This window comes from Pseudomonas sp. MWU13-2105, assembly GCF_023242315.1.
Lineage (GTDB): Bacteria > Pseudomonadota > Gammaproteobacteria > Pseudomonadales > Pseudomonadaceae > Aquipseudomonas.
Window position 1 is genome coordinate 1 of the sequence record NZ_JALLIY010000016.1, and the last position, 24,661, is coordinate 24,661.

A 24,661-nucleotide genomic window follows, 5' to 3' on the forward strand; every position below is an offset into this window, starting at 1 on the left:
GTCATTTCGTGCATTGGCGGGAAACACGGGTAGACCGAGCAGACAGAGCCCCCGGCAGAACAGGGTAAAAATCCTGATAGATTGAGTGCTTTGTCGTTGATCAGTTGGCATCACTCAACGAAGCTTTAAATACCGCCGTCAGAAAGCACGGCACTGTAAAATCCAACCTGACTTTCCAAAACAGACTCTCCTACCCTTTTGCTATCCTTCCATCCGCCTCACCCTAAACGCCCTGCCGACGCATACTCAGTATCGCCGCACCAAAGCCAATAAAGGTCGAACCCACCACCCGATTCACCCACTTGGAAAATGCGGGACGGATCAGCAGGCCCTTGGCACGAGAAGCCAGTACGGCATACAGGCTCAACGAAGTCAGCGACAAGGCCATGAAGATCACCGTGAGGATCAGAAATTGCGGCAGCAGCGCGGCGCTTTGATCGATGAACTGCGGGAACAACGCGGTGAAAAATATCGTCGCCTTGGGGTTGGTGGCGGCGGTCAGGAACGCCGATTTGTACAGTTTGCTACGCGACGGTCTATTACCGGTTGGCTGGCCTTGAGCATCGCTTGCAAGCACCGGGGACTTTTTCAACAACTGTTTGGCGCCCAGATAGAACAGATAACCGGCACCGGCGATTTTCACCGCGTTGAACAACCACTCGGAACTAGCCAGCACCGCCCCGAGCCCGAGCATGGCCGCAGCCGACAGACAGAACAGGCCACAGGCGTTGCCGAGTGACGACCAGAGGGTGGAACGCGCGCCGTAGGCAACGCTGTTGCTCAATGCCATCAAGGTCGCAGGACCAGGACTGGCGATGGCAATACCGGCGACCAGGGTGAACGCAAGAATCGAGTGAACATCCATTTTTCTGACTCGTTGGCGATTAAAGGACGGATGCTACAAGGGTAATTGGAATGCCTCATCCAAAATCGAGCAAAAAAGCTACGAATCGCAGCCGCTTCTCGCCAGTTGTACAGCGTATTGCTGTTCACCGGTCCAGCACGATAGAGTCGCGCCCCGATCAGGCCAAAAGGGCCGGACGTTCGTGCTGAAAAGAGGTTGCGGTTGAACGAACAGACATTGTCCATGCGCCTGGAGCGCGTGGCGGCGCATGTACCAGCAGGCGCGCGCCTGGCCGATATCGGCTCGGATCACGGCTACCTGCCGGTGGCGTTGCTGCGCCGCGGTGCCATCGGCGCGGCAGTTGCCGGCGAGGTGGCATTGACACCGTTCCACTCGGCCGCACGCACCGTGCGCGAGAACGACCTGCAACAGCAGATCAGCGTGCGCCTGGCCAATGGCCTGGCGGCGATCGAGCCGGGAGACGGAATCACCGCGATCAGCATCTGCGGCATGGGCGGCGAGACGATCCGCGACATCCTCGACAGCGGCAAGGCGCGCCTGAGCGGTCAGGAGCGTCTGATCCTGCAACCCAACGGCGGCGAGCAGCCACTGCGCCAATGGCTGATGGAAAATGGCTACCGTATCCTCTGCGAGGAAGTGCTGCGGGAAAACCGTTTCGACTACGAAATCATCGTCGCCGAGCGCGCCGGGCCGGTGATGTACAGCGCCGAGGAGCTGTACTTCGGCCCGCTGCAGATGCAAGCCCGCAGCCCGCTGTTCCTGGCCAAGTGGCAGCGCATACTGCGCGAGAAGCAGAAGACCCTGAGCAACTTCGCCCGGGCGCGGCAGGCGGTGCCCGAGGCGAAGCTGCAGGACATCGTGCGGCAGGCCCGCTGGATCAGCGAGCTGCTGGCTTGAGCCCGACCCGGGGTTTCTACGAAAAATCGCCGGGCGTCGACCCAGCCGCTATCGCCAGGCCGGCGTCAGACGCCGACCTTCCATTCAGCACTCCCGATCAGCCGGCGACCCACGCTGGCAGCGCCTCAAAAATACCTTAAAGGTATTCAGCCATACTTCGTCAATATTAGACACCACAAACCAAAGGTAGGAAGCTAAAACACACCACAATAATACTTAAAGAGCATCGCCATGAACCCAGCCCGCGAAAGCGTTCCTGCTGCATTCCCCTCAACCTTCCTCACGTTGATCGGGTCATGAACATGCAGCCCAACTCTTCCTGGATCGTCCTGTCCATCACCGCCTTCTACATGCTCAGCCTCGCGCTGATCAGTTTCGGTGTGCGCCGACATTCTCGTAGCGCCAATAACTACACCACCGGCGGCGGACACTTTCCGGCGTTCCTGATCGGTTTTCTGATGCTCTCGGAATTCATCGGCACCGCCGTCAGTATCGGTACCGCGCAAACCGGCTTCAAAACCGGGATCTCCGCCGCCTGGAACCTCTTCGCCCTGGCCTTGGGCTTTGTCCTGTTCGCCTGGCTGCTGGCGCGTAAATACAAGGACCTGGGCGACAACACCATCTCCGGCGTGCTGTCGCGCAACTACGGGCAGAACACCCGTTTCGCCACGTCGATCATCACCATCTTCGCCCTGGAAATCGTCGCGGTTTCCATCTATGCCAGCGGCGGCGCGGTGCTGGCCAGCGTGCTGCAAGTCGATCGCACGCTGGCAATCGTCATTGTCGGTGTGGTTTCAGTGCTGTACGTCAGCATCGGCGGCATGCGCTCGGTCATCTATACCAACTTCGTCCACGCCAGCCTCAAATACCTCGGCGTCGGGCTGGCGCTGTGGTTCGGCTTGAAACAGGTCGGCGGCATCAGCGCCCTGCGCACTCAACTGCCGCCCGGCATGTTCGACTGGACCGCCATCGGCTGGGGCCAGATCATCGCCTGGATGATTGCCGGCATCGGCTCGATCTTTTCCACCCAATATGTGATTCAAGCGGTGAACACGGTCAGTGACGCGGGCAAGGCGCAACGGGCCTGTTTCTATTGCGCCGGCCTGATGATCCCTTTCGGTATCGGCGCGGCCTTGATCGGCATGTGCAGCGCCGCGTTGTTCCCCCAGGTTGACTCGCTGCAAGCCTTCCCCCGCCTGATCGCAAGCATGGATCAACTGACCGCCGGCCTGGTGGTCGCGGGCTTGGCCGGCTCGCTGTTCGGCACCATCTCGGCGGTGAGCATGGGCTCGGCGACCTTGCTGCTGCGCGACTTCTACGAACCCTGGTTCAACCCGGAAAAAAGCGATGTCAAATCCCTGCGCTTTGTCCGACTGGCAACCGTCGTCGTCGGCCTGCTGCCGATCGCGCTGGCCCTGACCTCGGACAAGGTGCTGATGATCGCCTTCCTCGGCAAAGCCCTGCGCGCGTCCCTGGCGGTACTGGTGTTGATGGTGTTCTACGCGCCGAAATTCGGCACCCCGAAAGCCGCGTTCCTGAGCATTATCGCCTCCCTCCTGGCGACGGTCGGATGGTTCCTGGCCGGCAATCCGTGGGGTATCGACAATGCTTATATCGCGCTTTTCACGCCGCTGCTGATCATGACCATCGGCCACCTCACGCGACGCGGCACGCCGCCCGAGCCGATTGCACCGAAGGCTGACGACGGGATGAAACAACAGCGCGCCTGACCCTTGTAGACGCAGGCCTGCCCTTCTTGCCCAAGGTTCAGTCCTTGACCAGGTGACTCCTGTTCCACCCAACGCCCGATGCGATGCATCGGGCGTTTGTCGTTCAAGGACCGGCGCAACCGACAACGTTTCGGCCAACACAGCGCCAGGCAGGGAAGCGATGGTCGCCGATTGAATGCTCGAGGCGTTGGCGCTGGAGGATATCCGCTATCGATCCCGATGATTTCCGCCGCGCCGGCGCGGACTCGCAAAATCGAATCCTCCTCCGTATTGATCAAGGACTACGCCCATGTCAGCTGCTACGACTGCGACACTCCCTTTGCGCAATGACGTCTGGTTGCATATTTTCGCCGGCTTGTGCGCGAGCCTGGTCAGTATCGGCCTGGCGCGTTTTGCCTATACCCCGCTGATCCCGCAACTGATCCAGGCACACTGGTTCGTGGCGACGGACGTGGTCTATCTGGGCGCCGCGAATCTCGCCGGGTACCTCATCGGAGCGCTGCTCGGACATCCCCTCGGCAAGCGCCTGTCCAATCCATTCGTGCTGCGGCTGATGCTACTGGTCGCCACGTTGTCCTTCTTCGCCTGTGCCTGGCCTTTGTCCTTCAGTTGGTTCTTCGCTTGGCGTTTGCTGTCGGGGATCGCCGGCGGCGCCATCATGGTCCTGGTCGCCTCCACTGTCTTGCCACACGTGCCGGCGGCGCGCAGAGGCGCGGCCAGCGGCGCGATCTTTCTCGGCATCGGCCTGGGCATCGCCGGCTCCGGCACACTGGTGCCGGCCCTGCTCGAATGGGGCCTGCGCGATACCTGGATCGGCCTGGGGCTCGTCGCCGCGCTGCTGACCGCGGCCAGCTGGTTCTGCTGGCCGCAGAGCCCGCCCGAGCCTGGCGTCGCAGTCGGCGCCAGTACAGCGGCAAGCCATGCCGATCAAGCCTCCAACAGCGGTTTGCGCCTACTGCTCGCCCAGTACGCGTTGATGGCCACAGGGCTGGTACCGGCCATGGTCTTCCTGGTGGATTACGTGACTCGCGGTCTCGACGCCGGCCCCCGTGTGGCGGCGCTGGTCTGGGTGATGTATGGCATCGGAGCAATCTTTGGCCCGATGGTCTACGGCATGCTCGCCGATCACCTCGGAGCCCGCCGCAGTATCCGCTGGGTGCTGATCGTGCAGGCGCTGACGGTGGCCACGCTGAGTGTCGCCAGCCAGCCGTGGCTCCTGTGCGGGCTTGCGGTATTGATCGGTTCGTTTCCGCCCGGCATCGTGCCGCTGGCCCTGGCCCGCGTGCACGAACTCAAGCCCCACGCCCACGCCCAACAGGTCGCCTGGAGCCGCGCGACGGTTGCTTTTGCCAGCTTCCAGGCGTTGGCCGGGGCCGCCTATTCGCTGATCTTCAATGCCAGCGGCGGGCATCATCAGTGGCTATTCATGATCGCGAGCATCGCGCTGCTGCTGGCGATCGCCCTGGATATCGCCACCCGTCGGCTACGCTAGTGCACCTCGCCCAGCGCCCCCGCCGGCAGCGCGAGGAAAAACATCGGGGCCGCGGCGGCGACCTGTACCAGCGCCACGGTCATCGGACTGGCCGACAACAAGGTCATCAGCCGGCCGGCGCCCACCTCGTGCATCCAGGTGCCGATGTTCGAGGTGATACTGGCCCGCCAGAGCCCGCGAAACAGGCCATGGCTCGGCGGGCTCCAGGGCGAAAGGGAGGCCGTGGCATGGGGGTTATCGAGAGTCTGTTTCATGGCGGTCCTTGAGTCGGGGCCGCGGTTTGAAGTCCGGGCCCGGATGCCGAGAGCGAAAAGTACGGCAAACGACTATCCCTGCCCACGAACAAGCTGCCTTGTAGGGTTGTGCTCTACGCCGCTGGGGCAGCAAGATCGTGGTCGACGGATCAACTAGCGCAGCAGCGCCTGCGCCACGCTCCTTGGCTGAACCAACTGCGACGCTTCGCTCACGGTCGAGGTGACCATCGTCGCAATAATCGACTTGAGCGCCAGTTGCCCCACGGGCTGGCCCTGACTGTCCGTCACCACCAGCTCATCGAGTCCCGCTTCAACCAGTCGTTTTACCGCCGATTCGAGTGAGGTCCCCAGCGGCACCGTCAGCGTTGCGCCGGCCTTCACCGACACAAACGGCCGCATGATCGCCTCGACGCCAATCACCCGGCCGCGATTCACTTCCTTGACGAAGTTGGCGATGTAGTCGTCGGCGGGGCTCATGACGATCTCCTGGCGGGTGCCTTGCTGCACCACCTCGCCGTCCCGCAGGATCGCGATGCGATCACCGATGCGCAGTGCCTCATCAAGATCATGGGTAATGAACACGATGGTCTTCCTGATCTCTTTTTGCAGGTCCAGCAGAACCGATTGCATGTCCATGCGGATCAGCGGATCCAGGGCCGAGAACGCTTCATCCATCAACAGGATCGGCGCGTCGCTGGCCAAGGCCCGGGCCAGGCCGACGCGCTGCTGCATGCCGCCAGACAGCTGATTCGGATAGTGCCGCTCGTAGCCCTTGAGGCCGACCCGCTCCAGCCAGCCCATGGCGATCTCGACTTGCCGGCCACGGGCCATGCCCTGGATCTCCAAGCCATAGACGGCATTCTCGAGCACGGTGCGGTTCGGCAGCAGCGCGAACTTCTGGAACACCATGGAAATGCTGTGCCGGCGAAACTCCCGCAACTCGTGGGGGCTCATCTTCAGCACATCCACGCCACCGACGATGACTTCGCCGGCCGTGGGCTCGATCAAGCGGTTGATATGGCGGATCAAGGTCGATTTGCCCGACCCGGACAGCCCCATGATCACCTGGATACCGCCGGACGGCATGCTGATGTTGATGTCCTTCAGGCCCAGCACATGACTGTGCCGGCTCAGCAGCTCGGCCTTGCTCATGCCCTGTTTGACCCGCTCGATGCTGGCCTGCGCCTGGTAACCGAAGATCTTGTAGAGATGCTTGATTTCGATGCCGAAGTCATCGCTCGGATTAGTGGCCATGGACCCGCTCCAGATGCTTTTGCAGTCTTCTGCCGTAGGCCTGGCTGACGCGGTCGAAGATCACCGCAATGCCGACAATCGCCAGGCCGTTGAACATGCCCAGGGTGAAGTACTGGTTGGAAATAGCCTTGAGCACCGGTTGCCCGAGCCCCTCGACCCCGATCATCGAGGCGATGACCACCATGGCCAGGGCCATCATGATCGTCTGGTTGATCCCGGCCATGATCGATGGCAACGCCAGCGGCAGCTGGACATTTTTCAGTTTCTGCCAACTGGACGAACCAAAGGCGTCGGCGCACTCCAGCATCTCGGCATCGACGTGGCGGATGCCGAGATTGGTCAGGCGGATCATCGGCGGCAAGGCATAGACCACCACCGCAATCAGCCCGGCAACCTTGCCGATACCGAGCAACATCACCACCGGAATCAGGTAGACAAAGCTCGGCAGCGTCTGCATCACGTCGAGCACCGGGCTGATCAGGTTGCGCAGACGATTGGAGCGGGCCATGGCAATCCCGGTGGGCAGGCCGATGACGATGGAGATAACGGTGCAGACGAAGATCATCGACAGGGTTTTCATGGTGTCGGTCCACATGTCCAGATAACCGATCGCCATCAGCGTGAACACGCACCCCAGGACGATTCGCCAGCTGCGACTGGCGAACCAGGCAATCAACGCCACCAGCACGATGATGATCGGCCACGGCGTGGTGGTCATGAACCGTTCGGATTGATTGAGGAACACTTGCAACGGTTGGAAAAAAGCTTCGAAGCCATCGCCATAGGTACTGGTGAAATGGCGAAAGGCCCCGTCGATGAGCTTTTTCAAGGCGCGGAGTCTTTCGTCATCCATATGTGGAAAGCTGAGCAACCACTCCATGACATTCCCCTTTCGTAGAAGACCGTAAGAACGCTGGCAGGTCATTTCAATACATGGGTGTTTTTATTGTTGTCGCCGCCAATGGAGTAATGCAGCCCGTCGCAACGGACTGCATGGCTCAGACGGATTACAGCGCGGCCTTGATCTTGCTCGACGCCTCAGGGCTGACCCACTGGCTCCACAGCGCTTCGTTGTTTTTCAGGAAGTACTTGGCGCCCTCCTCGCCGGTGGCCTGGTTATCGGTCATCCAGGCGATCAGCTTGTTCACCGTGGTATTGGACCAGGCGCGCTTGTTCAGGTAGGCCATGACGGTGGGCGAGCGCGCGGCGAAGGACTTGGTGGTCAAGGTATAGACCCGATCGATCGGCCAGCCGTTGGGTTTCGGATCAGGACAGTCGGCGACCGTGTTGCAGCGCTTCCACTCCGCCGGGTCGACGGCATGGCCATTGTCCAGTTTCACCATCGGGTACTTGCCCAGCAAGGCGGTGGGTGCCCAGTAGAAGCCCAGCCAGGGCGCCTTGCGTTCGTAGGCCTTGGCGATGGAGCCGTCCAGCGCCGCCGCCGAACCGGTATCCACCAGCACGAAACCGGCCTTCTCGAAACCGTAGGCCTTGTAGAACTGGCTGGTGACCACCGTGCCGCCCCAGCCTTGCGGGCCGTTGTAGATCGCGCCTTTCTTGGGGTCGTCCGGGGCCGGAAACAGTTCCGGATGCTTCTTCACATCATCGAAGCTCTTGATGTCCGGATGGGCGTCGGCGATGTATTTCGGAATCCACCAGCCCTGCGAGCCGCCGTCGGACAAGGAGTTCGCCGCCTGAATCAGGTTACCACTCTGAATGCCCGTCCTGACGACCTCGGGCACCAGGTCGATCCAGCCTTCCGGGGCGATGTCGGGGCGGCTTTTTTCGGCCATCGAGGTGATGGTCGGCACCGTATCGCCGGTGACCAGGCTGGCATTGCAGCCGTAGCCGGCATTGAGGATCAACTTGTCGACGTTGGCCATCACCTCGGCCGATTGCCAGTTCATGTTGGCGATGGTCACATCGCCACATTCCGCCGCTGCCGCCCAGCCACTGCAGGCGACGATCCCCAGGGCAAGTCCCGTCTTCGAGAAAGACTTTATATTCATAAACGCTAACCTCGATTGCGGCCAGAGTTAGGAAGGGCCAACTACCGCGTCATCGGACCTTCTTGGGTGTCAGCAGAATGGACAAATGGCCCCATGGCGTTGGCGACCGAGGCCGCCGAATCCAGACCTGCTTTTATTGTTCTATCGAAGCCGCCGGCAATCATGGCTTCAAGGCCCGCGGCGGTGACGCCGCGGTAACTGATCAGTGTCTGCAAGAGTTCATCGACGCTGTAGCCATGGCTGATCAGTTGGCTGGCATCCACCACTACGGCGTTTACCGCACGCTGGGCAATGGCGGCAGGCAGACCAACGCCCAGGGCATGTTCGAGCAGGCTGCGCGCCAACAACGCCGGGTAGGCCGGCCCGGTTCCCACCAGCGCCGTCAGGTAATTCAGATGACCTTCGCTGAAGACCTGATCGGCGCCGCCGAAGGTTTCGAACAGCCGCTGAGCAAAGGCTTTCTGCGGGTCAGTAACCGCCTGCGCGGCCAACCAGGGGGTGTAGGACTTGCCGATTTGCGCGGCGGCATTGGCCATGGCGCGAATCACCTGGCGGCTGCCGGTCAGCGCCATCACCTCAGCCATGGGCACACCGGCCATCAGGGAAATCACCAGGCGGTTTTCAGCGAAAATCTCCACCTCGGCAAATTGTTCGGGGCGTACGGCAAGGATGATCACCGCGCAACGCTCCACCAGGGCCTGGTTGTCACAGGTCAGCATCACCTGCGCACGCCTGGCGCCCGCTAACGGGTGGCGGCCGCTACGGTTCGAAAGCAGCAACGCCTCGGGCCGGACAAATGCCTTGTCGAGCAGCGCCTGGGCAATCGAGCGGCCAAGCCATCCCGATCCACCGATAATGCCTATCGTGGGAGCTTCGAACATATGAACCTGCCTTCGTCAGTCAGAAGTCGCGGTCATTGCGGGTTGGGGGGTGACGCGTCATCCGTGACATACCCATGGCGGGCATAGAAGCGTTTCAACTCGCGCTCCAGGGGTTCCTGGCCGGTAAAGATCTTCACGTACTCGGGAATCCGCCGCATGCGCTCGCCGATGTCCTCCCGGGTGTTGGTGCTGATGTAGCCGATCTGCGTCAGGTAGATCGTGCGCGCCCGCACATCGGCGGCGTCGAAGTCGTAGTCGAAACCCATGAACATCCGGATCAACGCTTCCCGTCGGGCGATGTCGGCGACCCGGATATGTTCGGCCACTTCAGCCGACTGCAAGGCCCAGCTGCGCATGGCGAACTCGAACTGTGAATCGAACAGGTCGGGGTTCAGCCAACAGTCGAAAACATTGAGCATCGCCTCGGCAATGCTCTCGGCATAACACTCGGTCTGGGCGATCAGGTTGCCGGTGTTCTTCACCCGCCAACGTTCGATCAAGGCGCCGAGCAGTTCTTCGCGATCCTTGAAGAACCAATAGAAACTGGTGCGCGACAGCCCCAGCTTCTTGGCCAGCGGCATCACCCGGACCGTGTCGACGCCGCACTCGGTCAGGCTTTCATACGCGGCATTGAGCCACCCTTCCAGGGAGCCTCTCCAGCCGCTTTCTACTGCTTTGGATTGTTCGTTCATGGCTCGATCCTAATCGCTCATCCGACGCTGCGCAAGTAAAATGTACACCTATGTCCAGCTTGTTGACACAGGTGTACATTTCGCCCTACCGTAATTTCAACTTAGGTCCTGCCCTGTTCCGGAGAGTCTTGACGATGCTGAACGATCCGCTCCTCCAGCCCTATCAGTTGAAGCACCTGACTCTGCGCAACCGCATCATGACCACCGCGCACGAACCGGCCTATCCGGTGGACGGCATGCCCAAGGAGCTGTATCGCGCCTACCATGTGGAGCGGGCGAAGGCCGGCGTGGCCCTGACCATGACCGCCGGGTCGGCCGCGGTTTCCCGGGACAGCCCGCCGGTGTTCAACAACATCCTCGCCTACAAGGATGAGGTGGTCGGCTGGATGCGCGAGCTGGCCGACGCCTGCCACGAACATGGCGCCGCGGTGATGATCCAGTTGACGCACCTGGGTCGGCGCACGCGCTGGGACAAGGGCGACTGGCTGCCCGTGGTGTCGCCGTCGTTCGAGCGCGAGGCCTCGCATCGCTCCTTCCCGAAGAAGATGGAAGACTGGGATGTGCAGCGCATCATCAAGGACTATGCCGACGCCGCCGAGCGGATGCAGGCCGCCGGCCTGGATGGCATCGAGCTGCAAGCCTACGGGCACCTGATGGATCAGTTCTGGTCACCGCTGACCAACGACCTCGATGCGCCCTATGGTGGCTCCATCGACAATCGTCTGCGCTTTACCTTCGACATCCTGCGCGCCATTCGCCAGCGCGTCGGCCAAGAGTTTATCGTCGGCGTGCGCTACACCGGCGACGAGCAGATGCCCGGCGGGCTGACCCAGGCCGATGGCCTGGACATCTCCAGGCGCCTGAAAGACAGCGGTATGGTGGACTTTCTCAACGTCGTACGCGGGCATATCGACACCGACGCCGGCCTGACCGACCTGATTCCGATCCAGGGTATGCGCAACTCACCGCACCTGGATTTCGCCGGGGAGATTCGCGCCGCCACCCACTTCCCGACCTTTCACGCGGCGAAGATCCCGGACGTGGCCACCGCCCGCTACGCCATCGCCTCGGGCAAGATCGACATGGTCGGTATGACCCGTGCGCACATGACCGATCCGCATATCGTGCGCAAGATCATCGAAGGTCGCGAAGAGGATATCCGCCCCTGCGTCGGCGCCAACTATTGCCTGGACCGGATCTACCAGGGCGGCGCCGCCTACTGCATCCACAACCCGGCCACCGGTCGCGAAACCAGCATGCCCCATGACATCCCCAAGGCACCGCGCAAACGCAAGATCGTGATTGTCGGCGCCGGTGTCGCCGGGCTGGAAGCGGCGCGCGTGGCGGCCGAACGCGGTCATGAAGTGCTGGTGTTCGAAGCCGCCAACCAGGCCGGCGGGCAGGTTCGACTGACCGCGCAATCGGAACGGCGACGGGAAATGATCAGCATCGTCGAGTGGCGCATGGCCCAGTGCCTGGCGCGCGGCGTGAGCTTTCGCTTCAATACCTGGGCCGAAGCCGGCAGCGTGCAGGACGAAAACCCAGACGTGGTGATCATCGCCACTGGCGGCCTGCCCCACACCGAGATTCTCTCGGCCGGCAATGAGCTGGTGGTCTCGGCCTGGGACATTATTTCCGGGGATGTGAAACCCGGGCGCAATGTCCTGCTGTTCGACGACGCCGGTGATCATGCCGGCCTGCAAGCCGCCGAGTTCATCGCCAAAACGGGCGCGAAAATCGAAATCATGACCCCGGACCGGACCTTCGCCCCAGAAGTGATGGCGATGAACCTGGTGCCCTACATGCGCTCGCTGCAAGCGCTGGATACCACCTTCACCGTCACCTTCCGCCTGCTCGCGGTCGAGCGCGAGGGCGCCGAGTTGCTGGCGACCATCGACAGCGACTATGGCAGCGCGCGCAAGGTCCGGCGCGTCGACCAGGTGGTGGTCAACCACGGCACCCGACCGCTGGACGAACTGTATTTCGAATTGAAACCAACTTCGAGCAATGGCGGCGTGGTTGAACAGCAGGACCTGATCGTCGGTCACCCGCAACAGCTCGTGAGCAACCCGGACGGCCGCTTCCAGCTGTTCCGCATCGGCGACGCGGTGGCGGCGCGCAATACCCATGCCGCGATCTACGACGCCTTGCGACTGGTCAAGGACTTGTAAGCCAACCCGCTCCCAGGTGAAGAACATGCCAGACAATGAAGCCCCCTCCTGGAAAATCAGCGCCAGGAACGGCATTCAAGGCCCGGTCAGGGGCTCGCTTTATCATTCGTCCACCACTGATGAATGGCTGCCAACAGCGGCTGAAGGCTTTTGGATCAAGCCGCTGTTCGAGGACCCCGAGCGCGGTGAAAAGACCCTGTTGATGAAGGTCGATCCCGGCGCCCAGGTCGCCAGCCACACCCATGCCGGGGAGCTGGAGCAGCTATTCGTACTACAAGGCTCATTCTTTGATCAGGATCGAACCCTGAATGTCGGCGACTACTGTTGCCGCGCGCCGGATGCGGCACACAGTGCGGGTTCGGTACAGGGGGCTATTTTGCTGTTGATTTATACTCGCCGGTGAATAGAGGTTGCAGCAGCATCCTCCAGTCAGCGGTGGCCGAGTCGTCCAATGAAAAGCACGCCTTGAGATCACAGCGTCCCGGCGTAAAACGTGGTCAACTTGCCGGGTGCGGCGTCCACATACTTGGGAACCCAGTAGGTTTCGATATGCGTGGCGCCATCGATAATGAACAACTCCTTGTCCTTAGTGCCCGTAGCTTTGGGGAACGCGTCCTGGGTCATGTACAGGCTGTCGGCCTTGCTGCCGGCAATCATCAGCAACGGCTGATTGATCAGGTCGATCTGGCTGGTGGCATCGAAGCGCATCAGGTCCAGGAGACTGCTCGTGGTGTACTTGAAGGTCGAATTGGGGTGCGCATGCGTCTTCCAGTAGTACTCGTAACCCTGGCGATACAGGTCGAACGGCAGTTTGGCGATCTGTCCATCGGTGAGATTGGCGTCCCCCCAATACAGCACTTCGCCGCCGGCCGCTTCCTGGGCGCGGGCCGCGGAAGCCTGTAGTGTGGATCCCTCCGGGGGTCAAGCACTGGCACGGTGCCACAGCCACCACCGGCATGAGCCATATCGCCATAGCCGAAGCACTTGATGGCAAGTCAGTGAGCTGGATGGAGAAAGTTTCCAACGAGCAATACCGACAAGCCGTGACAGCGCGGGCGTCGGCGCAATAGCGCTACTTGCCTCTGCAATCGAGCCAATGGCATCCCAGCCCAGTCCCGGATCAAAGCCATCTGCATCCGTACTATCACCACACCAGATAAATATGTATATTCGAATATACGAATATTCATATATCTTACGAGGCAGCGCCATGAGCCTTTCCCCCGCCACTGTCTTCAAGTGCCTCGGTGACGAGACCCGCGCTCGAATCATGCTGATGCTCTGCGAACAGGGAGAGCTTTGCGTCTGTGAGCTCATCTGGGCACTGGACGATAGCCAGCCGAAAATTTCTCGTCATCTTGCGCAGCTACGTACCAGCGGACTGCTGGAAGATCGCCGCCAAGGGCAATGGATCTATTACCGCCTGCACCCGCAGTTGCCGGAGTGGGTCGGGGAGACTCTCCAGGTGACCCTCAAGGCCAATCGAGCCTGGGTCGAGCGGGGCACCGACCGCCTTGCCTCCATGGCAGACCGCCCCGTCCGCCAGGCCGCTTGCTGCTGATCCGACGCCCGAGACAATCAAAGGTTGGCCGCCCGCCCTCACTCCCCACCCGCTCATGAACCTGGCCACCAGGCCCCGCGGTTGAGCATCCAAGCCCAGGAGCAAATAATGAAAGTTCTGTTCATGTGTACCGCCAATAGCTGCCGCAGCGTGCTCAGCGAAGGCCTGTTCAACCTGATGGCGCCTGAAGGGATGACGGCAGTCAGTTCCGGAAGCTTCCCGAGCGGGCGCTTGAACCCTCGCGCGGTGAGTACCTTGCAAGGGCTTGGCGTGGACACTTCGGGACTCTATAGCAAGGGCTCGGAAAGCTTTGCCGACGCTCCGCCGGACCTGGTGATCACCGTGTGCGACAAGGCCGGCGGCGAGCCCTGTCCGGTGTACTTCGGTCCTGCCATCAAGAGCCACTGGGGCCTGTCCGATCCGTCCGAGGTCAGCGGCACTGATGAAGAGGTCCAGGCCGCCTTTGACGCGACGGTTGCGCACATCCGCCAGCGATTCAGCGCCTTTTTCTCTCTCGATTTCAAAGCGCTCAACTCTACGGAATTGAAGCAGGCGCTGGACCGGATTGGTGAGCTCTGATGAACGACTTTACCCAGGAAAACCCCAGCGACGCGCCGAACCTGGACCTGTCACTGTTCGATGTACCGAGCGATGAGCGGCTCGCCCAGTACCTCCCGCCCACGCACAAGCCGCGTATTCTTTTGCTTTATGGATCAACTCGCGAACGCTCCTTCAGCCGCTTGCTGACGGAGGAAGCGGCACGCATCCTGACGCTCATGGGCGCCGAGACGGTCATCTTCGATCCGTCCGGCCTGCCCCTGCCCGATGACGCGCCCGCCGACCACCCCAAGGTGCGGGAACTGCGCGAGCGGGTGATGTGGTCGGAGGGCCAGGTCTGGTGCTCGCCTGAACGCCATGGCTCGATGTCCGCCGTGTTCAAGGCGCAGATCGACTGGATTCCCCTGGCGCTGGGAGCGCTGCGACCCTCCCAGGGCAAGACCTTGGCGGTGATGCAGGTGTGCGGCGGCTCGCAGTCGTTCAACACGGTCAATCAGCTTCGCGTGCTGGGCCGCTGGATGCGCATGGTCACGATTCCCAACCAATCCTCCGTGCCCAAGGCGTTCCTGGAATTCGATGAGGCCGGGCGCATGAAGCCGTCGTCCTACTACGACCGCGTTGTCGACGTGATGGAGGAGTTGATGAAGTTCACCCTGCTGTTGCGCGGCCGGGAGGAATACCTGGTGGACCGCTACTCCGAGCGCAAGGAAAGCGCCGCAGCGCTCTCGGCGCGAGTCAACCAGCGATCCATCTAGGACAGCCGCTTTGCCAGATAGCGGGCGGTGGACGGGCAAAGGCTAGGGAACTCACGCTCAGGCTCGCCAAGGTCCGCGTAAGGCATGCCCTCGGCAAGCAGCGACTCCGTCAGTGAGTCAAGGTTCTCAAGCGGGATCATCTCGATGGATTGGGAAACGGACATGAAACATCACCAAGAGGTTAGAGGATGAGCATCACGAGTCATATCAGGGTAGCGACCCCATCGGATGCAGCAGCCATCCAGGCAATCTATGCACCGATAGTCGAGCTTACGGCAATATCCTTCGAACTGGAGCCCCCGACCGTTGCACAGATGGCACAGCGCATCGAGTCGACGCTGCCAACCTACCCATATCTTGTTGCGGAACGCGACGGACAAGTCCTTGGTTACGCCTACGCAAGCCAGCATCGGGCTCGGGAAGCCTATCGCTGGTCGGTAGACGTGACTGTTTACATCGCCCCAACCGCGCACCGCACAGGTATCGGGCGGACACTCTATGAGCACTTGTTGCCTATTCTTGCGAGCCAGGGCTTCCACGCGGCCTATGCCGGTATAGCGCTGCCAAACGTTGGCAGCGTGGGTTTGCACGAAGCGCTGGGCTTCGAACACATTGGCACCTACGCGCAAGTCGGCTTCAAGCAAGACAAATGGCATGACGTGGGATACTGGCGCAGGTCGTTGAGTAGCGCCACACCTCCAGCCCCGATCATTCCGTTCAGCGCCTTGCAGCCCGCCACGAGTACGTAGCCCTGGGTATTTGGCACGGCATTTCAAACAACGCTTGAGATGCCTGAAATTATTCCTCATGGACGCAAATCCTGCCGCTGATGGACTATCCCGCTCCATGCGGCGCAGGCTGGCGATGCAGAGCCGTTGGCCCCATCAGGCTGCCCCGTGTGCGCATGTCCTTCAGCCACGCAGGAGCCGAGCATGAATATCGCCAACTGGCTGGACGAAGCCGGCCTCCGTTACCCCAAGCGCGCGGCCTTGTTCGAGGGACGACGGCAAGTCGCCAACTATGGTGCCTTTCTCGACCTGGTCCGGCACCGGGCCGCGTATCTGATCGACGAGCACGGCATTGCCCCCGGCGACCGGGTCGCACTGTTCATGAAGAACTGTTGCGAATACCTCGAGCTGCTCTACGCCATCTGGTGGGCCGGCGCCGTGGCGGTGCCGATCAACGGCACGCTGCACCCCGTCGAGGCCGGCTGGATCGTGCGTAATGCCAAGGCCAGGCTGATCTTCACCGATGGCGGCCAGGTATTCGCGCCCGGTGCCCTGCCCCAGCCGTGTCGGGAGCTGGATCGGGAGGACATGGGCGCACTCACCTCGATCACTTCACCGCCAGACACCCCCTATCCGCGTCACGCCGCTGACCTCGCCTGGCTGTTCTACACCTCCAGCAGCACAAGCGATGCCAAGGCGGTGATGCTCAGCCACGGCAACCTGATGGCCATGTCGCAGGACTGTTCGCCCGATGGCGATCCCATCGACAGCGATGAGGCCGTGGTCTATGCCGCGCCGATGTCCCACTGCGCCGGACTCTACAGCCTGATCCATGTGCGTCGGGCCGCTCGCCATGTCGTCCCGGAGTCTCGCGAATTCAAGGCCGACGAACTGTTCGAGCTGGCGAGCGGGTTCGGCAATATCACCTTGTTCGTGGCCCCCGCGATGTTCACCGGCATGGTCGAGCAGGGCCGCCGCCAAGGCTACGACGGCGGGGGGATCAAGACCATCATCTATGGGGACGCGCCTATCTACCCGACAGAACTGCGCAACGTACTGCTCAAGAACAGCTACGGCGAGCTCCTCAAGACGGAGCTGCGCCTGTGGTTGAAAGCCAGCGCCAATGACACCTGTGCTCACTGAGGGGCATCTTCGACACTGCGCTTGGAGCGGCTGCGGACAGGTCGCTCGGCGCGCTCATGCAGCCGCAGGCCGACCACCGCGCTCAATGCCTGGTCCGACAACTCGGGGTTATTGACCGCCAGCCGTACTTCGAGGAGATCCTCGAAACCGGGAAAAATGCTCAAGCCGTTACGCTCGGCCGCCTCGCGGGACACCATGCCGAGGCCGTCCATCTGCGTAATCAGCGAAAGGGTCAGGGTTTCGCTGCCGGAGTAGATCATCCGCTGGGCGCCCCCATAGTTTCCAAGGCCCGCGTCGAGCAAGCGCAAGAAACTACGGGAATACGGACAATCGTCCGCCGGACGCACCAGAAACCTGTCCCCCAGCAGCAGCAACGGATCGCTCTCATGACCGCAGTGGGCGCCCACTACCTGAATCTGCACATTCGGCAGCACGATGCTCGGCACGCCGGGCCTTGGCGGGCCGATCAGCACGGCCAGGTCGAAGTCTTCATTCTTGAGTTTGCTGAGGTTTTCCATCGACTCGGCGTAGCTGAATTCCAGCTGATACTCGGGAAACACTTCAATCAGGCTCCCGACCATTCTCCGATTGAAGTCCTCCGACAGCGTGGTATTCAACGCCACCTTCAGCGTGCGTTGTCCAGGCACCTTCAGGGCGTTGACCTTTTCTTCCAACTGCCGCGTGGCGACCAACACTTTGTCCATATAGGGCATGAGCTCCGCGCCCTGCGGGGTCAGGGTCAAGCCCTTGTTCGAGCGTCGAAACAGGCGAAAACCAAACTGCTCCTCAACCTTGTTCAACTGCGCGGCCAACGCCTGTACCGTCAAACTGGAATGCTCCGCGGCCGCCGACAACGAGCCGGTCTGCACAATGCGCATCAGGTTGTGCAAGGTTCTACTATCCATGGGCTGATGCCCTCTAAAGTTGACTGGCAATAAGTAAGAATAAATTGAGATGACCGTTCGGCGCTTTTTCTGGCGAGATCAGAAAACCATATCTAGGGTTACGTGACTGGCGAAATGCCAGTTTGCGAGCGCCAGAAAGGCCGCCGCCACCGATAGCAATACCAAAGAAAACCAGGGATGGCTTGTGCTTGCAACTATGTATGCACCCGCCCTCAGTGACGAGTTGATCCCAGCGTTTCGTTGTTTTCTCTCAAGGATAGAAAGATGACCAACGTACAACCGACGCACTCTTTTTTCTTGAATCCACGCCTGGCCACCGATAAGCACAATCCGGCAACCAGCAGGCCCCCAAACATCTCAAAGTCAGCGTGGGCAACTCAAAGGCACGATTGAATCGTCGCCCATTGCCTGTGTCTTCGCTAACACGCAGTTGCAAGCAGCCATTGTCGACTGGCGGAACATCTCCACGCTGATGGGCCAGCTTGCGTAAGGGCGCCCTCCTTCCCGCAAGGAGGGTATTGGCAACACCACGGAAGGATCCATCATTATGAGCCGCTCCACCCCTCACGCCTCCCCTCCTTATGGGAGCGCCATCCACGACGCAATCGAGGAAGGCAATCTGCAACAGATGAAGACTTTGTTGCAGCAACGTGACTCAACAAAGCCACAACCGAAAGACCTGCAAACCGCGTACGAAAAACTGGCCAGGGAAGTTTCCCGTTTAGAGAAGCTTTAGGGCCTTTCTCTCAATGCAATGGAGGCAATAACTATGTCTGATTCTACTCAGCAATTTGTCGGCTTGTTTCCGCTCAGTTATCGAATTGGCACCTCGGCCCCGGGGGCACAAAGCCTGGTGCTCAATCTGCTGGTCTTTACGCCCGAGCAGAGTGTCAGTGGTACTGCCGTCGTCACCCAGGCAATCAACCCGCCGCTCGACCTGCAGTCGGATGTCTGGGGTGAATATACCTACATGACGGTCATGTCACCGGCCGTCAGCAAAATCCTGATTACCGCGCAAGGCAACCACGGTGGCCCAAGCTCGAACTCTGCCGTGAACTTCAAGTTGCACCTGGTGGTGGGCAGTGACTGGAAAGACGGCGTGGCCAGCTACCAGTACCTGGATGGCCAGCGCTGGGTCAACGTCCAGAACGTCCCCGCACACCTCGAACAACCGGTGCAATCCAACTTTTTTCCAGCGATGGGCCCTGGCCCGGTCATCCTGCCCTACCCACATATTATGCCCCTGTACGCGGCGCCGATTCAGAGCGCCATTGCCAGCGGCGACCTGGCCCAGATGAAACACCTGGCCGGCCTCGCCAAGCAGCAACTGGAGCAACAACCCCAGTTGCAGAGCGCACTGGAAGCGGCGAGAAGCGAAATCAGCAGGCTGGAACGTCGCTGACTGGCAGCTCGACCAGACTGAACTGTCCGCATACAAACAAGGGAGTTGCACCATGTCGACTGGACTTTTTCACACCCGCCTCATCACCCATACCCCACTGCTGGGTGCTCCGGTACTCACCCTCGACCTGCTGGTCGATACCGTTCGCAAGACCGTCACCGGAGTGGCCAGTGTTTTCGCCAGTACCTACCCAACGGTTAATTTCCGCGCCCGGGTCTGGGGCAATTACTCCGAGGCCAAACTGACCGCCTCGGTCGAGAACCACATTGTCCTCACGTTGGCGGGTGGCCCAGGCAGACCGCCCAGCCAGATCGCCGAGACCTTTCATCTCAAGGGTATCCTCGGAGCGGATTGGGCCAGCGGGTTTGTCGACTATAACTACGTCGACCAAGGCCAGGAGCATTACGTCAGGCACGTAGCGGTCAGCCAGGCCCCGGTCTCGCAGCACGAACCCGTGACCCATCAGAAATTGCCGCTCTACGCCGTGGCGGTGCAACAGGCACAAGCCAGTGGCGATCTGGCGCATCTGAAATCCGTTGTACGCCTGGGAGAGCAGCAACTGGCGCATCAAGGTGTACTGCAAAGTGCCCTCGAGCAATTGAACGCGGAAATCGCGCGCCTGGAAGCACGCTAATCCGTTTTGCCCGGGCGAGGCCGATCCGGGTCTCTCCCGGGCATTTCCAACCAGAGGCAGATCCAGTCGCGCCATCGATACCAGGGACGGCGCGAACACTTCGATGGACTCGTATCGCGCCCGTGCCCGCGCACAAGGATTTTCCATGTCAGACAGCCGCCCTGCCCGCTATCTCACCGAGACCGACCTCAAACGCTACGTGCCCGTGCATGTGGTCTGGGAAATCACCCTGGCCTGCGACCTGAAATGCTTGCACTGCGGCTCACGCGCGGGCCATCGGCGTCCCGATGAACTGAACACCCGGGAATGCCTGGAAGTGATCGACTCGCTGGCGGCGCTCGGTACCCGGGAGATCACCCTGATCGGTGGCGAAGCCTATTTGCGCAAGGATTGGACGCAACTGATCCGAGCGATCCACGATCACGGCATCTACTGCGCCATCCAAACCGGTGGACGCAACCTGACACCTGCGAAGATGCAGGCCGCGGTCGAGGCCGGCCTCAATGGTGTCGGTGTTTCACTCGATGGTCTTGCCCCGCTACACGATGCGGTACGCAATGTGCCGGGCTCTTTCGACAAGGCCGTGGACACTTTGCGACGGGCCAGACAATCCGGACTCGCGGTGAGCGTCAACACGCAAATCGGCGCGGCCACATTGCCTGATTTGCCGGCGCTCATGGACACCATTATCGACCTGGGTGCCACTCACTGGCAGATCCAGCTCACGGTCGCCATGGGCAATGCCGTCGATCACCCGGAACTGCTGCTGCAGCCCAGCCGGCTGCTTGAGGTCATGCCGTTGCTGGCGAGGCTTTACCGGGAGGGGGTCGATCGTGGCCTGCTGATGAACGTGGGCAACAACATCGGCTACTACGGCCCTTACGAACATATCTGGCGCGGCTTTGGTGACGAGCGCGTGCATTGGAGTGGCTGCGCCGCCGGCCAAACGGTCCTGGCACTTGAGGCCGATGGCACGGTGAAAGGCTGCCCCTCTTTGGCCACCGTCGGCTTTTCCGGCGGGAACGTGCGCAACATGAGCCTGCACGACATCTGGCATTACAGTGAAGGCATGCACTTCGGGCGCCTACGTGGTGTCGAGGACCTCTGGGGCTATTGCCGCAGCTGTTACTACAACGATGTTTGCCGTGGCGGCTGCACCTGGACCTCGCACTCCTTGCTGGGCAAGCCGGGCAACAACCCTTACTGCCATTACCGTGCGCTGGACCTGGAAAAACGAGGACTGCGAGAGCGAATCGTGAAAATCGAGGACGCCCCGCAGGCCTCCTTCGCGGTCGGGCGTTTCGACCTGATTACCGAGCGCATCGACACCGGTGAAAAAGTCAGCAGCGTCAGTGATAGCGGTCAGGTGATCAAACTGGCCTGGGCCAATCAGGGGCAGAAATCGCCGGATGAAGGACGTATTCCCGTGCAACTGGCGCTGTGCCGTGCCTGCCTGCAATACATCTATGCTCACGAGTCGACCTGCCCGCACTGCCAGGCGGATGTTGCGGCTGCGCAAGCAGAATATCAGGCCGACCGCGCCAGGCAGCAAGCGATCATGAATACCCTGGCGGGGATCCTGGGGATTGCGCCGACTACCTTGATGTAGCTATTGCGCAACAAAGTGCTTGCTAAATGGCGGGTTGAGAAGCGTTGCCAAGATGGCGGATGGCTGCGCGCCGCTGATTACCGTCTCGCCTGACTTGATGGCCGGTGTCAGGCGTCCACACCATGCGCCGGTTTCGCGTTCAGCCTCCACAAGAGCCTTGACACCGTCTTCGCTGCGCAGAAAGTTCATGGCCAGTTGCCGCTCTTCGGCGTCTTGCGGGAGCAATGCGACAAGCGCCGCTGGATCGTTTATGTCCTTGCCCTCGCAAAAAAGCGCATGGTACACGCCTTCAAACAGGGTTTGGGGGCATTGACCCCTATCCCTCTGCCACTGCATGAGCCGAAGCGCGCGTTCCGTATCCGGCATCGTGCCGATCCGGCTGAAGTCCAATGAGATACCGAACTCCGCGGCAGCAAGGCAAAGGGCTTCTTCATGGGCTTTGGCTTGGCTGCCGAAGCGATTTTCCCGGTAGGTGCGATAGTCCATGCCGACCTGGGCCGCAGGGTGCGACCGACACGCCTGGTAGTCGACAGGCAGGCTTACCCCGGTGCTGGCCATGGCTTGGCGCAGGCGTTTTTCACCGACCCAACACCAGGGATTGAGGAAATCAAAGGCCAAGGCGATGAACGTGTTTTTCATGTGGGTCAACCGAAATATCCAGTGACCCGACTTTAGGTGAAATGACCCGATCCGGGTAGATATCCGCAGCGCAACGCAGTGTTGCGTGGGCGCTGTCATCACCTTCAGTAGCTGAGGATTTCCTCGAGAAAGGCGATGAAAACCTTCACCCGGCTGGATCCTCGATGGTTTGGCAAATACAACACGTTGATCATGCCATTGGCCTCGCCCGGGTTGACCTCGTAGTTGGCGAGCACGCGGGTCAGACGTCCTTGGCGCACATCCTCGGCCACCAGCCAATCCGCCAGCAACGCCATGCCCCTGCCGTCCAAGGCCGCCTCACGCAGGATATCGGCATTGTTGCTTTCAAGCCGTCCCTGGACATTGAGGCGAATGCAATCTTCCGGGCTGCGAAAAACCCAGCCCTGATGCATGCCCTCGTAATCGAAGCGCAAGCATTCGTGATGCAAAAGCGCCTGTGGCTGCAAGGGAATGCCGGCTCCCGCCAAATAGTCGGGGCTTGCAACTATCCAGCGTTCGAAGCGGCCAATCGGTTTACTGATAATGTCTTCGCTGGCCAATGAGGAGCCCAAACGAACGGACAGGTCGATTCGCTCCTTCAACAGATCGGTCATCTGGTCGCTCAGCGACAGGCTCACGTCGAGTTCCGGATACTGGGCAAGCAAGCGCCCTATATGCGGGGCTATGACCCGCCGGCCAAACTCGACCGGTACGCTGACCCTCAGGCGCCCGCGGGCCACGGCGTTGCGATCGGCAACGGCCGTGTCTGCCTCAGCGAGGGCATCCAGGATAAAAAGAGCTTTTTCGAAGTACGCTTGTCCGGCGACCGTGGGATTGGTGTTACGAGTCGTACGATTGAGCAATGACGCGCCCAACTCCGTTTCCAGGCCGGCGACCTGGCGAGTGACGGATGAGGTTGAAACGCCGAGTTTACGCGCTGCAGCAGAATAGCCACCGCAGCGCACGGTTTCGACGAACATAGTCAGCGCAAGCAGTTTGTCCATGGCCCAAACTCCGATGTTGTGAGCGACTGGACCCAGCGGCTCAACCGATATACCTGGTTGGACGCATTCTGAACAAGTCTTGCGCATTTGCCTTGAATGGTTGTGCTGGTAAGCCTCACGACTTCGCACTGATGCGCAGGCGGCTGAAAAACAGCAGGGCCGCCAAGGCGGGTATCAAAGCAGCCAGGCAGACGAACAGACTCCATCCCAAGCGCTCGTAAAGCGGGCTTGCCAGCACTGAGCCCAAGGCTCCGCCGAGGAAAATGCTGGTCATGTAGACCGCATTCAAGCGAGCGCGACTGTGTGGATCAAGAGCATAGACCTCACGCTGTCCCAGCACCATGTTCAGCTGAACGGCAAAGTCCAGCAGCACGGCGCTAACCACCAGCCACAGGTAACCCGAGGCTGGCAGTGCCGCGATCAATAGCGATGCCGGTGCCAGTATCAGGGCGATGACGGTACCCCGCGTTGTATGACCGGCATCCGCCAGGCGTCCTGCAATCGGCGCCGCTATCGCCCCGACCGCGCCCACCAAGGTAAACAGGGCTACCTGTGTTTGGCTGAAATGGTGATGACGGATGAGTTCGACAGGGGCAATCGTCCAGAAGATGCTGAAACTGGCAAAGAGCAATCCTTGATACAGAGAGCGCTCGCGAAGCACGGCGTAACGGCGCGCGAGGCTAAAAATCGAACCGATCAACGCCCCGTAGCTGGCACGGTGAGCGGGCATTCGTTGCGGCAGGGCAACCCCCATCAAGAGGGCAATCATCGCCATCAGGGCGGACGCAGCAAAGAACACCCCATGCCAGCCGAACGACTCGGTGAGCGTACTGGCGATAGGGCGGGAAAGCAGAATCCCCAACAGCAAGCCACTCATGATGTTGCCCACCACTTGGCCGCGGGATTTTTCCGGCGCCATGTGCGCCGCCAACGGCACCAGGATCTGCACGGCCACCGATGTGAGGCCGATCAGCAACGAACAGATCAGAAAAGTTGAAGGTGTCTGGCTCAGTGCCGCACCGGCCAGGCACAAGGAAGCCGCCAGCGAGAAGCCAACCACCAGTCGGCGATTTTCCATCAGGTCGGCCAGGGGTACCAAAAAGAACAGCCCCATTGCATAGCCGAGCTGAGTCAGGGCAACGATGAGGCTGGCGTGCTCGCTTGCCAGGCCAATCTGGGGCGCTATCAGCTCAACGATGGGCTGGGCGTAATACAGGTTCGCGACGACGGCGCCACAACAGAAGGCAAGCAATACGACCATCGTGCTGGACAGGGTTGGCGACGTAACAGGAGTCGCCTTCGGATCAGACGTTGTGGAGCTGCCAAGGGACATGGCCACACCTCATTGGGGGTTGAATGGATGTCGCTAGCCTAGATGCCTGTTTCCAACTCAGGAATCAGGCGGCGGAGCAACACTACGATGCGCGAGGCGCAATGCTCGGCGGGCATGCAGTTGGCGCAACACACTTTTGCGCGGC

Annotated in this window: 24 protein-coding genes and 3 pseudogenes; 14 read left to right on the forward strand and 13 right to left on the reverse strand. The window is 60.8% G+C overall.

The window, feature by feature from the left end; translation table 11 throughout:
* Positions 1-223: 223 nt before the first annotated feature.
* Positions 224-865 carry a LysE family translocator gene (locus M5B96_RS22405; protein ID WP_248799189.1) on the reverse strand — a complete coding sequence of 214 codons (642 nt, stop codon included), beginning with the start codon at positions 863-865 and terminating at the stop codon, positions 224-226.
* 201 nt (positions 866-1,066) lie between these two features.
* Here M5B96_RS22405 and M5B96_RS22410 point away from each other — a divergent pair, with 201 nt between their 5' ends.
* From M5B96_RS22410 to M5B96_RS22420, 3 genes are all read left to right on the forward strand, one after another.
* Positions 1,067-1,762, forward strand: a complete 696-nt coding sequence (locus tag M5B96_RS22410; RefSeq protein WP_318654857.1) for a tRNA (adenine(22)-N(1))-methyltransferase — start codon at positions 1,067-1,069, stop codon at positions 1,760-1,762.
* Positions 1,763-2,064: 302 nt separating this feature from the next.
* Positions 2,065-3,492, forward strand: coding sequence for a sodium:solute symporter family protein (locus tag M5B96_RS22415; protein WP_248799353.1), 1,428 nt, complete (start codon positions 2,065-2,067; stop codon positions 3,490-3,492).
* A 289-nt stretch (positions 3,493-3,781) separates the two neighbouring features.
* Positions 3,782-4,984, forward strand: coding sequence for a YbfB/YjiJ family MFS transporter (locus M5B96_RS22420; RefSeq protein WP_248799190.1), 1,203 nt, complete (start codon positions 3,782-3,784; stop codon positions 4,982-4,984).
* 2 nt (positions 4,985-4,986) lie between these two features.
* Here the strand turns inward: M5B96_RS22420 and M5B96_RS22425 are convergent.
* The 6 genes and pseudogenes from M5B96_RS22425 to M5B96_RS22450 all read right to left on the reverse strand — a co-directional run.
* Positions 4,987-5,238: pseudogene (locus M5B96_RS22425) on the reverse strand (MFS transporter); the annotation flags it as partial.
* Positions 5,239-5,391: 153 nt separating this feature from the next.
* Positions 5,392-6,492: a quaternary amine ABC transporter ATP-binding protein gene (locus M5B96_RS22430; protein ID WP_248799191.1), complete on the reverse strand. Its 1,101-nt coding sequence runs from the start codon at positions 6,490-6,492 to the stop codon at positions 5,392-5,394.
* Positions 6,482-7,345: an ABC transporter permease gene (locus M5B96_RS22435; protein WP_412548642.1), complete on the reverse strand. Its 864-nt coding sequence runs from the start codon at positions 7,343-7,345 to the stop codon at positions 6,482-6,484. Before M5B96_RS22435 ends, M5B96_RS22430 begins: the two co-directional genes overlap by 11 nt.
* A gap of 154 nt (positions 7,346-7,499) precedes the next feature.
* Positions 7,500-8,501 carry an ABC transporter substrate-binding protein gene (locus M5B96_RS22440; RefSeq protein ID WP_248799193.1) on the reverse strand — a complete coding sequence of 334 codons (1,002 nt, stop codon included), beginning with the start codon at positions 8,499-8,501 and terminating at the stop codon, positions 7,500-7,502.
* 41 nt (positions 8,502-8,542) lie between these two features.
* Positions 8,543-9,382 carry a pyrroline-5-carboxylate reductase family protein gene (locus tag M5B96_RS22445; protein ID WP_248799194.1) on the reverse strand — a complete coding sequence of 280 codons (840 nt, stop codon included), beginning with the start codon at positions 9,380-9,382 and terminating at the stop codon, positions 8,543-8,545.
* 32 nt (positions 9,383-9,414) lie between these two features.
* Complete coding sequence (locus M5B96_RS22450) at positions 9,415-10,074, reverse strand: TetR/AcrR family transcriptional regulator (protein WP_248799195.1); 660 nt, start codon at positions 10,072-10,074, stop codon at positions 9,415-9,417.
* A 134-nt stretch (positions 10,075-10,208) separates the two neighbouring features.
* Here M5B96_RS22450 and M5B96_RS22455 point away from each other — a divergent pair, with 134 nt between their 5' ends.
* Together M5B96_RS22455 and M5B96_RS22460 are read left to right on the forward strand one after the other, a co-directional pair.
* Positions 10,209-12,245, forward strand: a complete 2,037-nt coding sequence (locus tag M5B96_RS22455) for an NADH:flavin oxidoreductase (protein WP_248799196.1) — start codon at positions 10,209-10,211, stop codon at positions 12,243-12,245.
* 25 nt (positions 12,246-12,270) lie between these two features.
* Positions 12,271-12,648 carry a cupin domain-containing protein gene (locus M5B96_RS22460; protein WP_248799197.1) on the forward strand — a complete coding sequence of 126 codons (378 nt, stop codon included), beginning with the start codon at positions 12,271-12,273 and terminating at the stop codon, positions 12,646-12,648.
* Positions 12,649-12,716: 68 nt separating this feature from the next.
* Here M5B96_RS22460 and M5B96_RS22465 read toward each other — a convergent pair.
* A pseudogene (locus M5B96_RS22465) lies at positions 12,717-13,145 on the reverse strand (alpha/beta hydrolase); the annotation flags it as partial.
* 310 nt (positions 13,146-13,455) lie between these two features.
* Between M5B96_RS22465 and M5B96_RS22470 the strand changes: the two are divergent.
* From M5B96_RS22470 to arsH, 3 genes are all read left to right on the forward strand, one after another.
* Entirely contained in the window at positions 13,456-13,806 is a 351-nt protein-coding gene (locus tag M5B96_RS22470) for a metalloregulator ArsR/SmtB family transcription factor (protein WP_248799198.1), read from the forward strand.
* Positions 13,807-13,914: 108 nt separating this feature from the next.
* Positions 13,915-14,385, forward strand: a complete 471-nt coding sequence (locus tag M5B96_RS22475) for an arsenate reductase ArsC (protein ID WP_248799199.1) — start codon at positions 13,915-13,917, stop codon at positions 14,383-14,385.
* The gene (arsH, locus tag M5B96_RS22480; protein ID WP_248799200.1) at positions 14,385-15,119 is read left to right on the forward strand and encodes an arsenical resistance protein ArsH; all 735 of its coding nucleotides are present in this window, start codon (positions 14,385-14,387) and stop codon (positions 15,117-15,119) included. The genes M5B96_RS22475 and arsH overlap by 1 nt, the downstream gene beginning before the upstream one ends.
* Here arsH and M5B96_RS22485 read toward each other — a convergent pair.
* Positions 15,116-15,283, reverse strand: a complete 168-nt coding sequence (locus M5B96_RS22485; RefSeq protein ID WP_248799201.1) for a hypothetical protein — start codon at positions 15,281-15,283, stop codon at positions 15,116-15,118. The two genes, arsH and M5B96_RS22485, sit on opposite strands and share 4 nt — an antisense overlap.
* Before the next feature lie 24 nt (positions 15,284-15,307).
* On the opposite strand from M5B96_RS22485, the gene M5B96_RS22490 reads away from it, so the two are divergent.
* Together M5B96_RS22490 and M5B96_RS22495 are read left to right on the forward strand one after the other, a co-directional pair.
* Positions 15,308-15,868, forward strand: a complete 561-nt coding sequence (locus tag M5B96_RS22490) for an arsinothricin resistance N-acetyltransferase ArsN1 family B (RefSeq protein ID WP_248799202.1) — start codon at positions 15,308-15,310, stop codon at positions 15,866-15,868.
* Between the two features lie 183 nt (positions 15,869-16,051).
* Positions 16,052-16,906, forward strand: a pseudogene (locus M5B96_RS22495) (AMP-binding protein); the annotation flags it as partial.
* A gap of 77 nt (positions 16,907-16,983) precedes the next feature.
* Here M5B96_RS22495 and M5B96_RS22500 read toward each other — a convergent pair.
* On the reverse strand, positions 16,984-17,895 hold the full coding sequence (locus tag M5B96_RS22500; RefSeq protein WP_248799203.1) for a LysR family transcriptional regulator: 912 nt from the start codon (positions 17,893-17,895) through the stop codon (positions 16,984-16,986).
* 547 nt (positions 17,896-18,442) lie between these two features.
* On the opposite strand from M5B96_RS22500, the gene M5B96_RS22505 reads away from it, so the two are divergent.
* From M5B96_RS22505 to M5B96_RS22520, 4 genes are all read left to right on the forward strand, one after another.
* Positions 18,443-18,631 carry a DUF1843 domain-containing protein gene (locus tag M5B96_RS22505; protein WP_248799204.1) on the forward strand — a complete coding sequence of 63 codons (189 nt, stop codon included), beginning with the start codon at positions 18,443-18,445 and terminating at the stop codon, positions 18,629-18,631.
* A 33-nt stretch (positions 18,632-18,664) separates the two neighbouring features.
* On the forward strand, positions 18,665-19,297 hold the full coding sequence (locus tag M5B96_RS22510) for a DUF1842 domain-containing protein (protein ID WP_248799205.1): 633 nt from the start codon (positions 18,665-18,667) through the stop codon (positions 19,295-19,297).
* A gap of 52 nt (positions 19,298-19,349) precedes the next feature.
* Complete coding sequence (locus tag M5B96_RS22515) at positions 19,350-19,931, forward strand: DUF1842 domain-containing protein (RefSeq protein ID WP_248799206.1); 582 nt, start codon at positions 19,350-19,352, stop codon at positions 19,929-19,931.
* Between the two features lie 145 nt (positions 19,932-20,076).
* Positions 20,077-21,540 carry a GDL motif peptide-associated radical SAM/SPASM maturase gene (locus M5B96_RS22520; protein ID WP_248799207.1) on the forward strand — a complete coding sequence of 488 codons (1,464 nt, stop codon included), beginning with the start codon at positions 20,077-20,079 and terminating at the stop codon, positions 21,538-21,540.
* Here M5B96_RS22520 and M5B96_RS22525 read toward each other — a convergent pair whose 3' ends face one another.
* The 3 genes from M5B96_RS22525 to M5B96_RS22535 form a co-directional block, all read right to left on the reverse strand.
* On the reverse strand, positions 21,541-22,179 hold the full coding sequence (locus M5B96_RS22525; protein ID WP_248799208.1) for a DsbA family protein: 639 nt from the start codon (positions 22,177-22,179) through the stop codon (positions 21,541-21,543). It abuts the gene before it with no gap.
* Between the two features lie 104 nt (positions 22,180-22,283).
* Complete coding sequence (locus M5B96_RS22530; protein ID WP_248799209.1) at positions 22,284-23,183, reverse strand: LysR family transcriptional regulator; 900 nt, start codon at positions 23,181-23,183, stop codon at positions 22,284-22,286.
* A 115-nt stretch (positions 23,184-23,298) separates the two neighbouring features.
* A complete protein-coding gene (locus tag M5B96_RS22535) occupies positions 23,299-24,516 on the reverse strand; it encodes an MFS transporter (RefSeq protein WP_248799210.1) in 1,218 nt (405 codons plus the stop codon).
* Positions 24,517-24,661 lie beyond the last annotated feature (145 nt).

Excerpts from the sequence above, each read along its gene's own strand:
- M5B96_RS22520 (WP_248799207.1), top strand. The coding sequence starts at position 20,077 with ATGTCAGACAGCCGCCCTGCCCGCTATCTCACCGAGACCGACCTCAAA.
- arsH (WP_248799200.1), top strand. The coding sequence starts at position 14,385 with ATGAACGACTTTACCCAGGAAAACCCCAGCGACGCGCCGAACCTGGAC.
- M5B96_RS22415 (WP_248799353.1), top strand. The coding sequence starts at position 2,065 with ATGCAGCCCAACTCTTCCTGGATCGTCCTGTCCATCACCGCCTTCTAC.
- M5B96_RS22475 (WP_248799199.1), top strand. The coding sequence starts at position 13,915 with ATGAAAGTTCTGTTCATGTGTACCGCCAATAGCTGCCGCAGCGTGCTC.
- M5B96_RS22500 (WP_248799203.1), bottom strand. The coding sequence starts at position 17,895 with ATGGATAGTAGAACCTTGCACAACCTGATGCGCATTGTGCAGACCGGC.
- M5B96_RS22405 (WP_248799189.1), bottom strand. The coding sequence starts at position 865 with ATGGATGTTCACTCGATTCTTGCGTTCACCCTGGTCGCCGGTATTGCC.
- M5B96_RS22430 (WP_248799191.1), bottom strand. The coding sequence starts at position 6,492 with ATGGCCACTAATCCGAGCGATGACTTCGGCATCGAAATCAAGCATCTC.
- M5B96_RS22530 (WP_248799209.1), bottom strand. The coding sequence starts at position 23,183 with ATGGACAAACTGCTTGCGCTGACTATGTTCGTCGAAACCGTGCGCTGC.
- M5B96_RS22440 (WP_248799193.1), bottom strand. The coding sequence starts at position 8,501 with ATGAATATAAAGTCTTTCTCGAAGACGGGACTTGCCCTGGGGATCGTC.
- M5B96_RS22510 (WP_248799205.1), top strand. The coding sequence starts at position 18,665 with ATGTCTGATTCTACTCAGCAATTTGTCGGCTTGTTTCCGCTCAGTTAT.
- M5B96_RS22435 (WP_412548642.1), bottom strand. The coding sequence starts at position 7,345 with ATGGATGACGAAAGACTCCGCGCCTTGAAAAAGCTCATCGACGGGGCC.
- M5B96_RS22445 (WP_248799194.1), bottom strand. The coding sequence starts at position 9,382 with ATGTTCGAAGCTCCCACGATAGGCATTATCGGTGGATCGGGATGGCTT.
- M5B96_RS22490 (WP_248799202.1), top strand. The coding sequence starts at position 15,308 with ATGAGCATCACGAGTCATATCAGGGTAGCGACCCCATCGGATGCAGCA.
- M5B96_RS22535 (WP_248799210.1), bottom strand. The coding sequence starts at position 24,516 with ATGTCCCTTGGCAGCTCCACAACGTCTGATCCGAAGGCGACTCCTGTT.
- M5B96_RS22525 (WP_248799208.1), bottom strand. The coding sequence starts at position 22,179 with ATGAAAAACACGTTCATCGCCTTGGCCTTTGATTTCCTCAATCCCTGG.
- M5B96_RS22455 (WP_248799196.1), top strand. The coding sequence starts at position 10,209 with ATGCTGAACGATCCGCTCCTCCAGCCCTATCAGTTGAAGCACCTGACT.
- M5B96_RS22420 (WP_248799190.1), top strand. The coding sequence starts at position 3,782 with ATGTCAGCTGCTACGACTGCGACACTCCCTTTGCGCAATGACGTCTGG.
- M5B96_RS22505 (WP_248799204.1), top strand. The coding sequence starts at position 18,443 with ATGAGCCGCTCCACCCCTCACGCCTCCCCTCCTTATGGGAGCGCCATC.
- M5B96_RS22470 (WP_248799198.1), top strand. The coding sequence starts at position 13,456 with ATGAGCCTTTCCCCCGCCACTGTCTTCAAGTGCCTCGGTGACGAGACC.
- M5B96_RS22485 (WP_248799201.1), bottom strand. The coding sequence starts at position 15,283 with ATGTCCGTTTCCCAATCCATCGAGATGATCCCGCTTGAGAACCTTGAC.
- M5B96_RS22450 (WP_248799195.1), bottom strand. The coding sequence starts at position 10,074 with ATGAACGAACAATCCAAAGCAGTAGAAAGCGGCTGGAGAGGCTCCCTG.
- M5B96_RS22460 (WP_248799197.1), top strand. The coding sequence starts at position 12,271 with ATGCCAGACAATGAAGCCCCCTCCTGGAAAATCAGCGCCAGGAACGGC.
- M5B96_RS22515 (WP_248799206.1), top strand. The coding sequence starts at position 19,350 with ATGTCGACTGGACTTTTTCACACCCGCCTCATCACCCATACCCCACTG.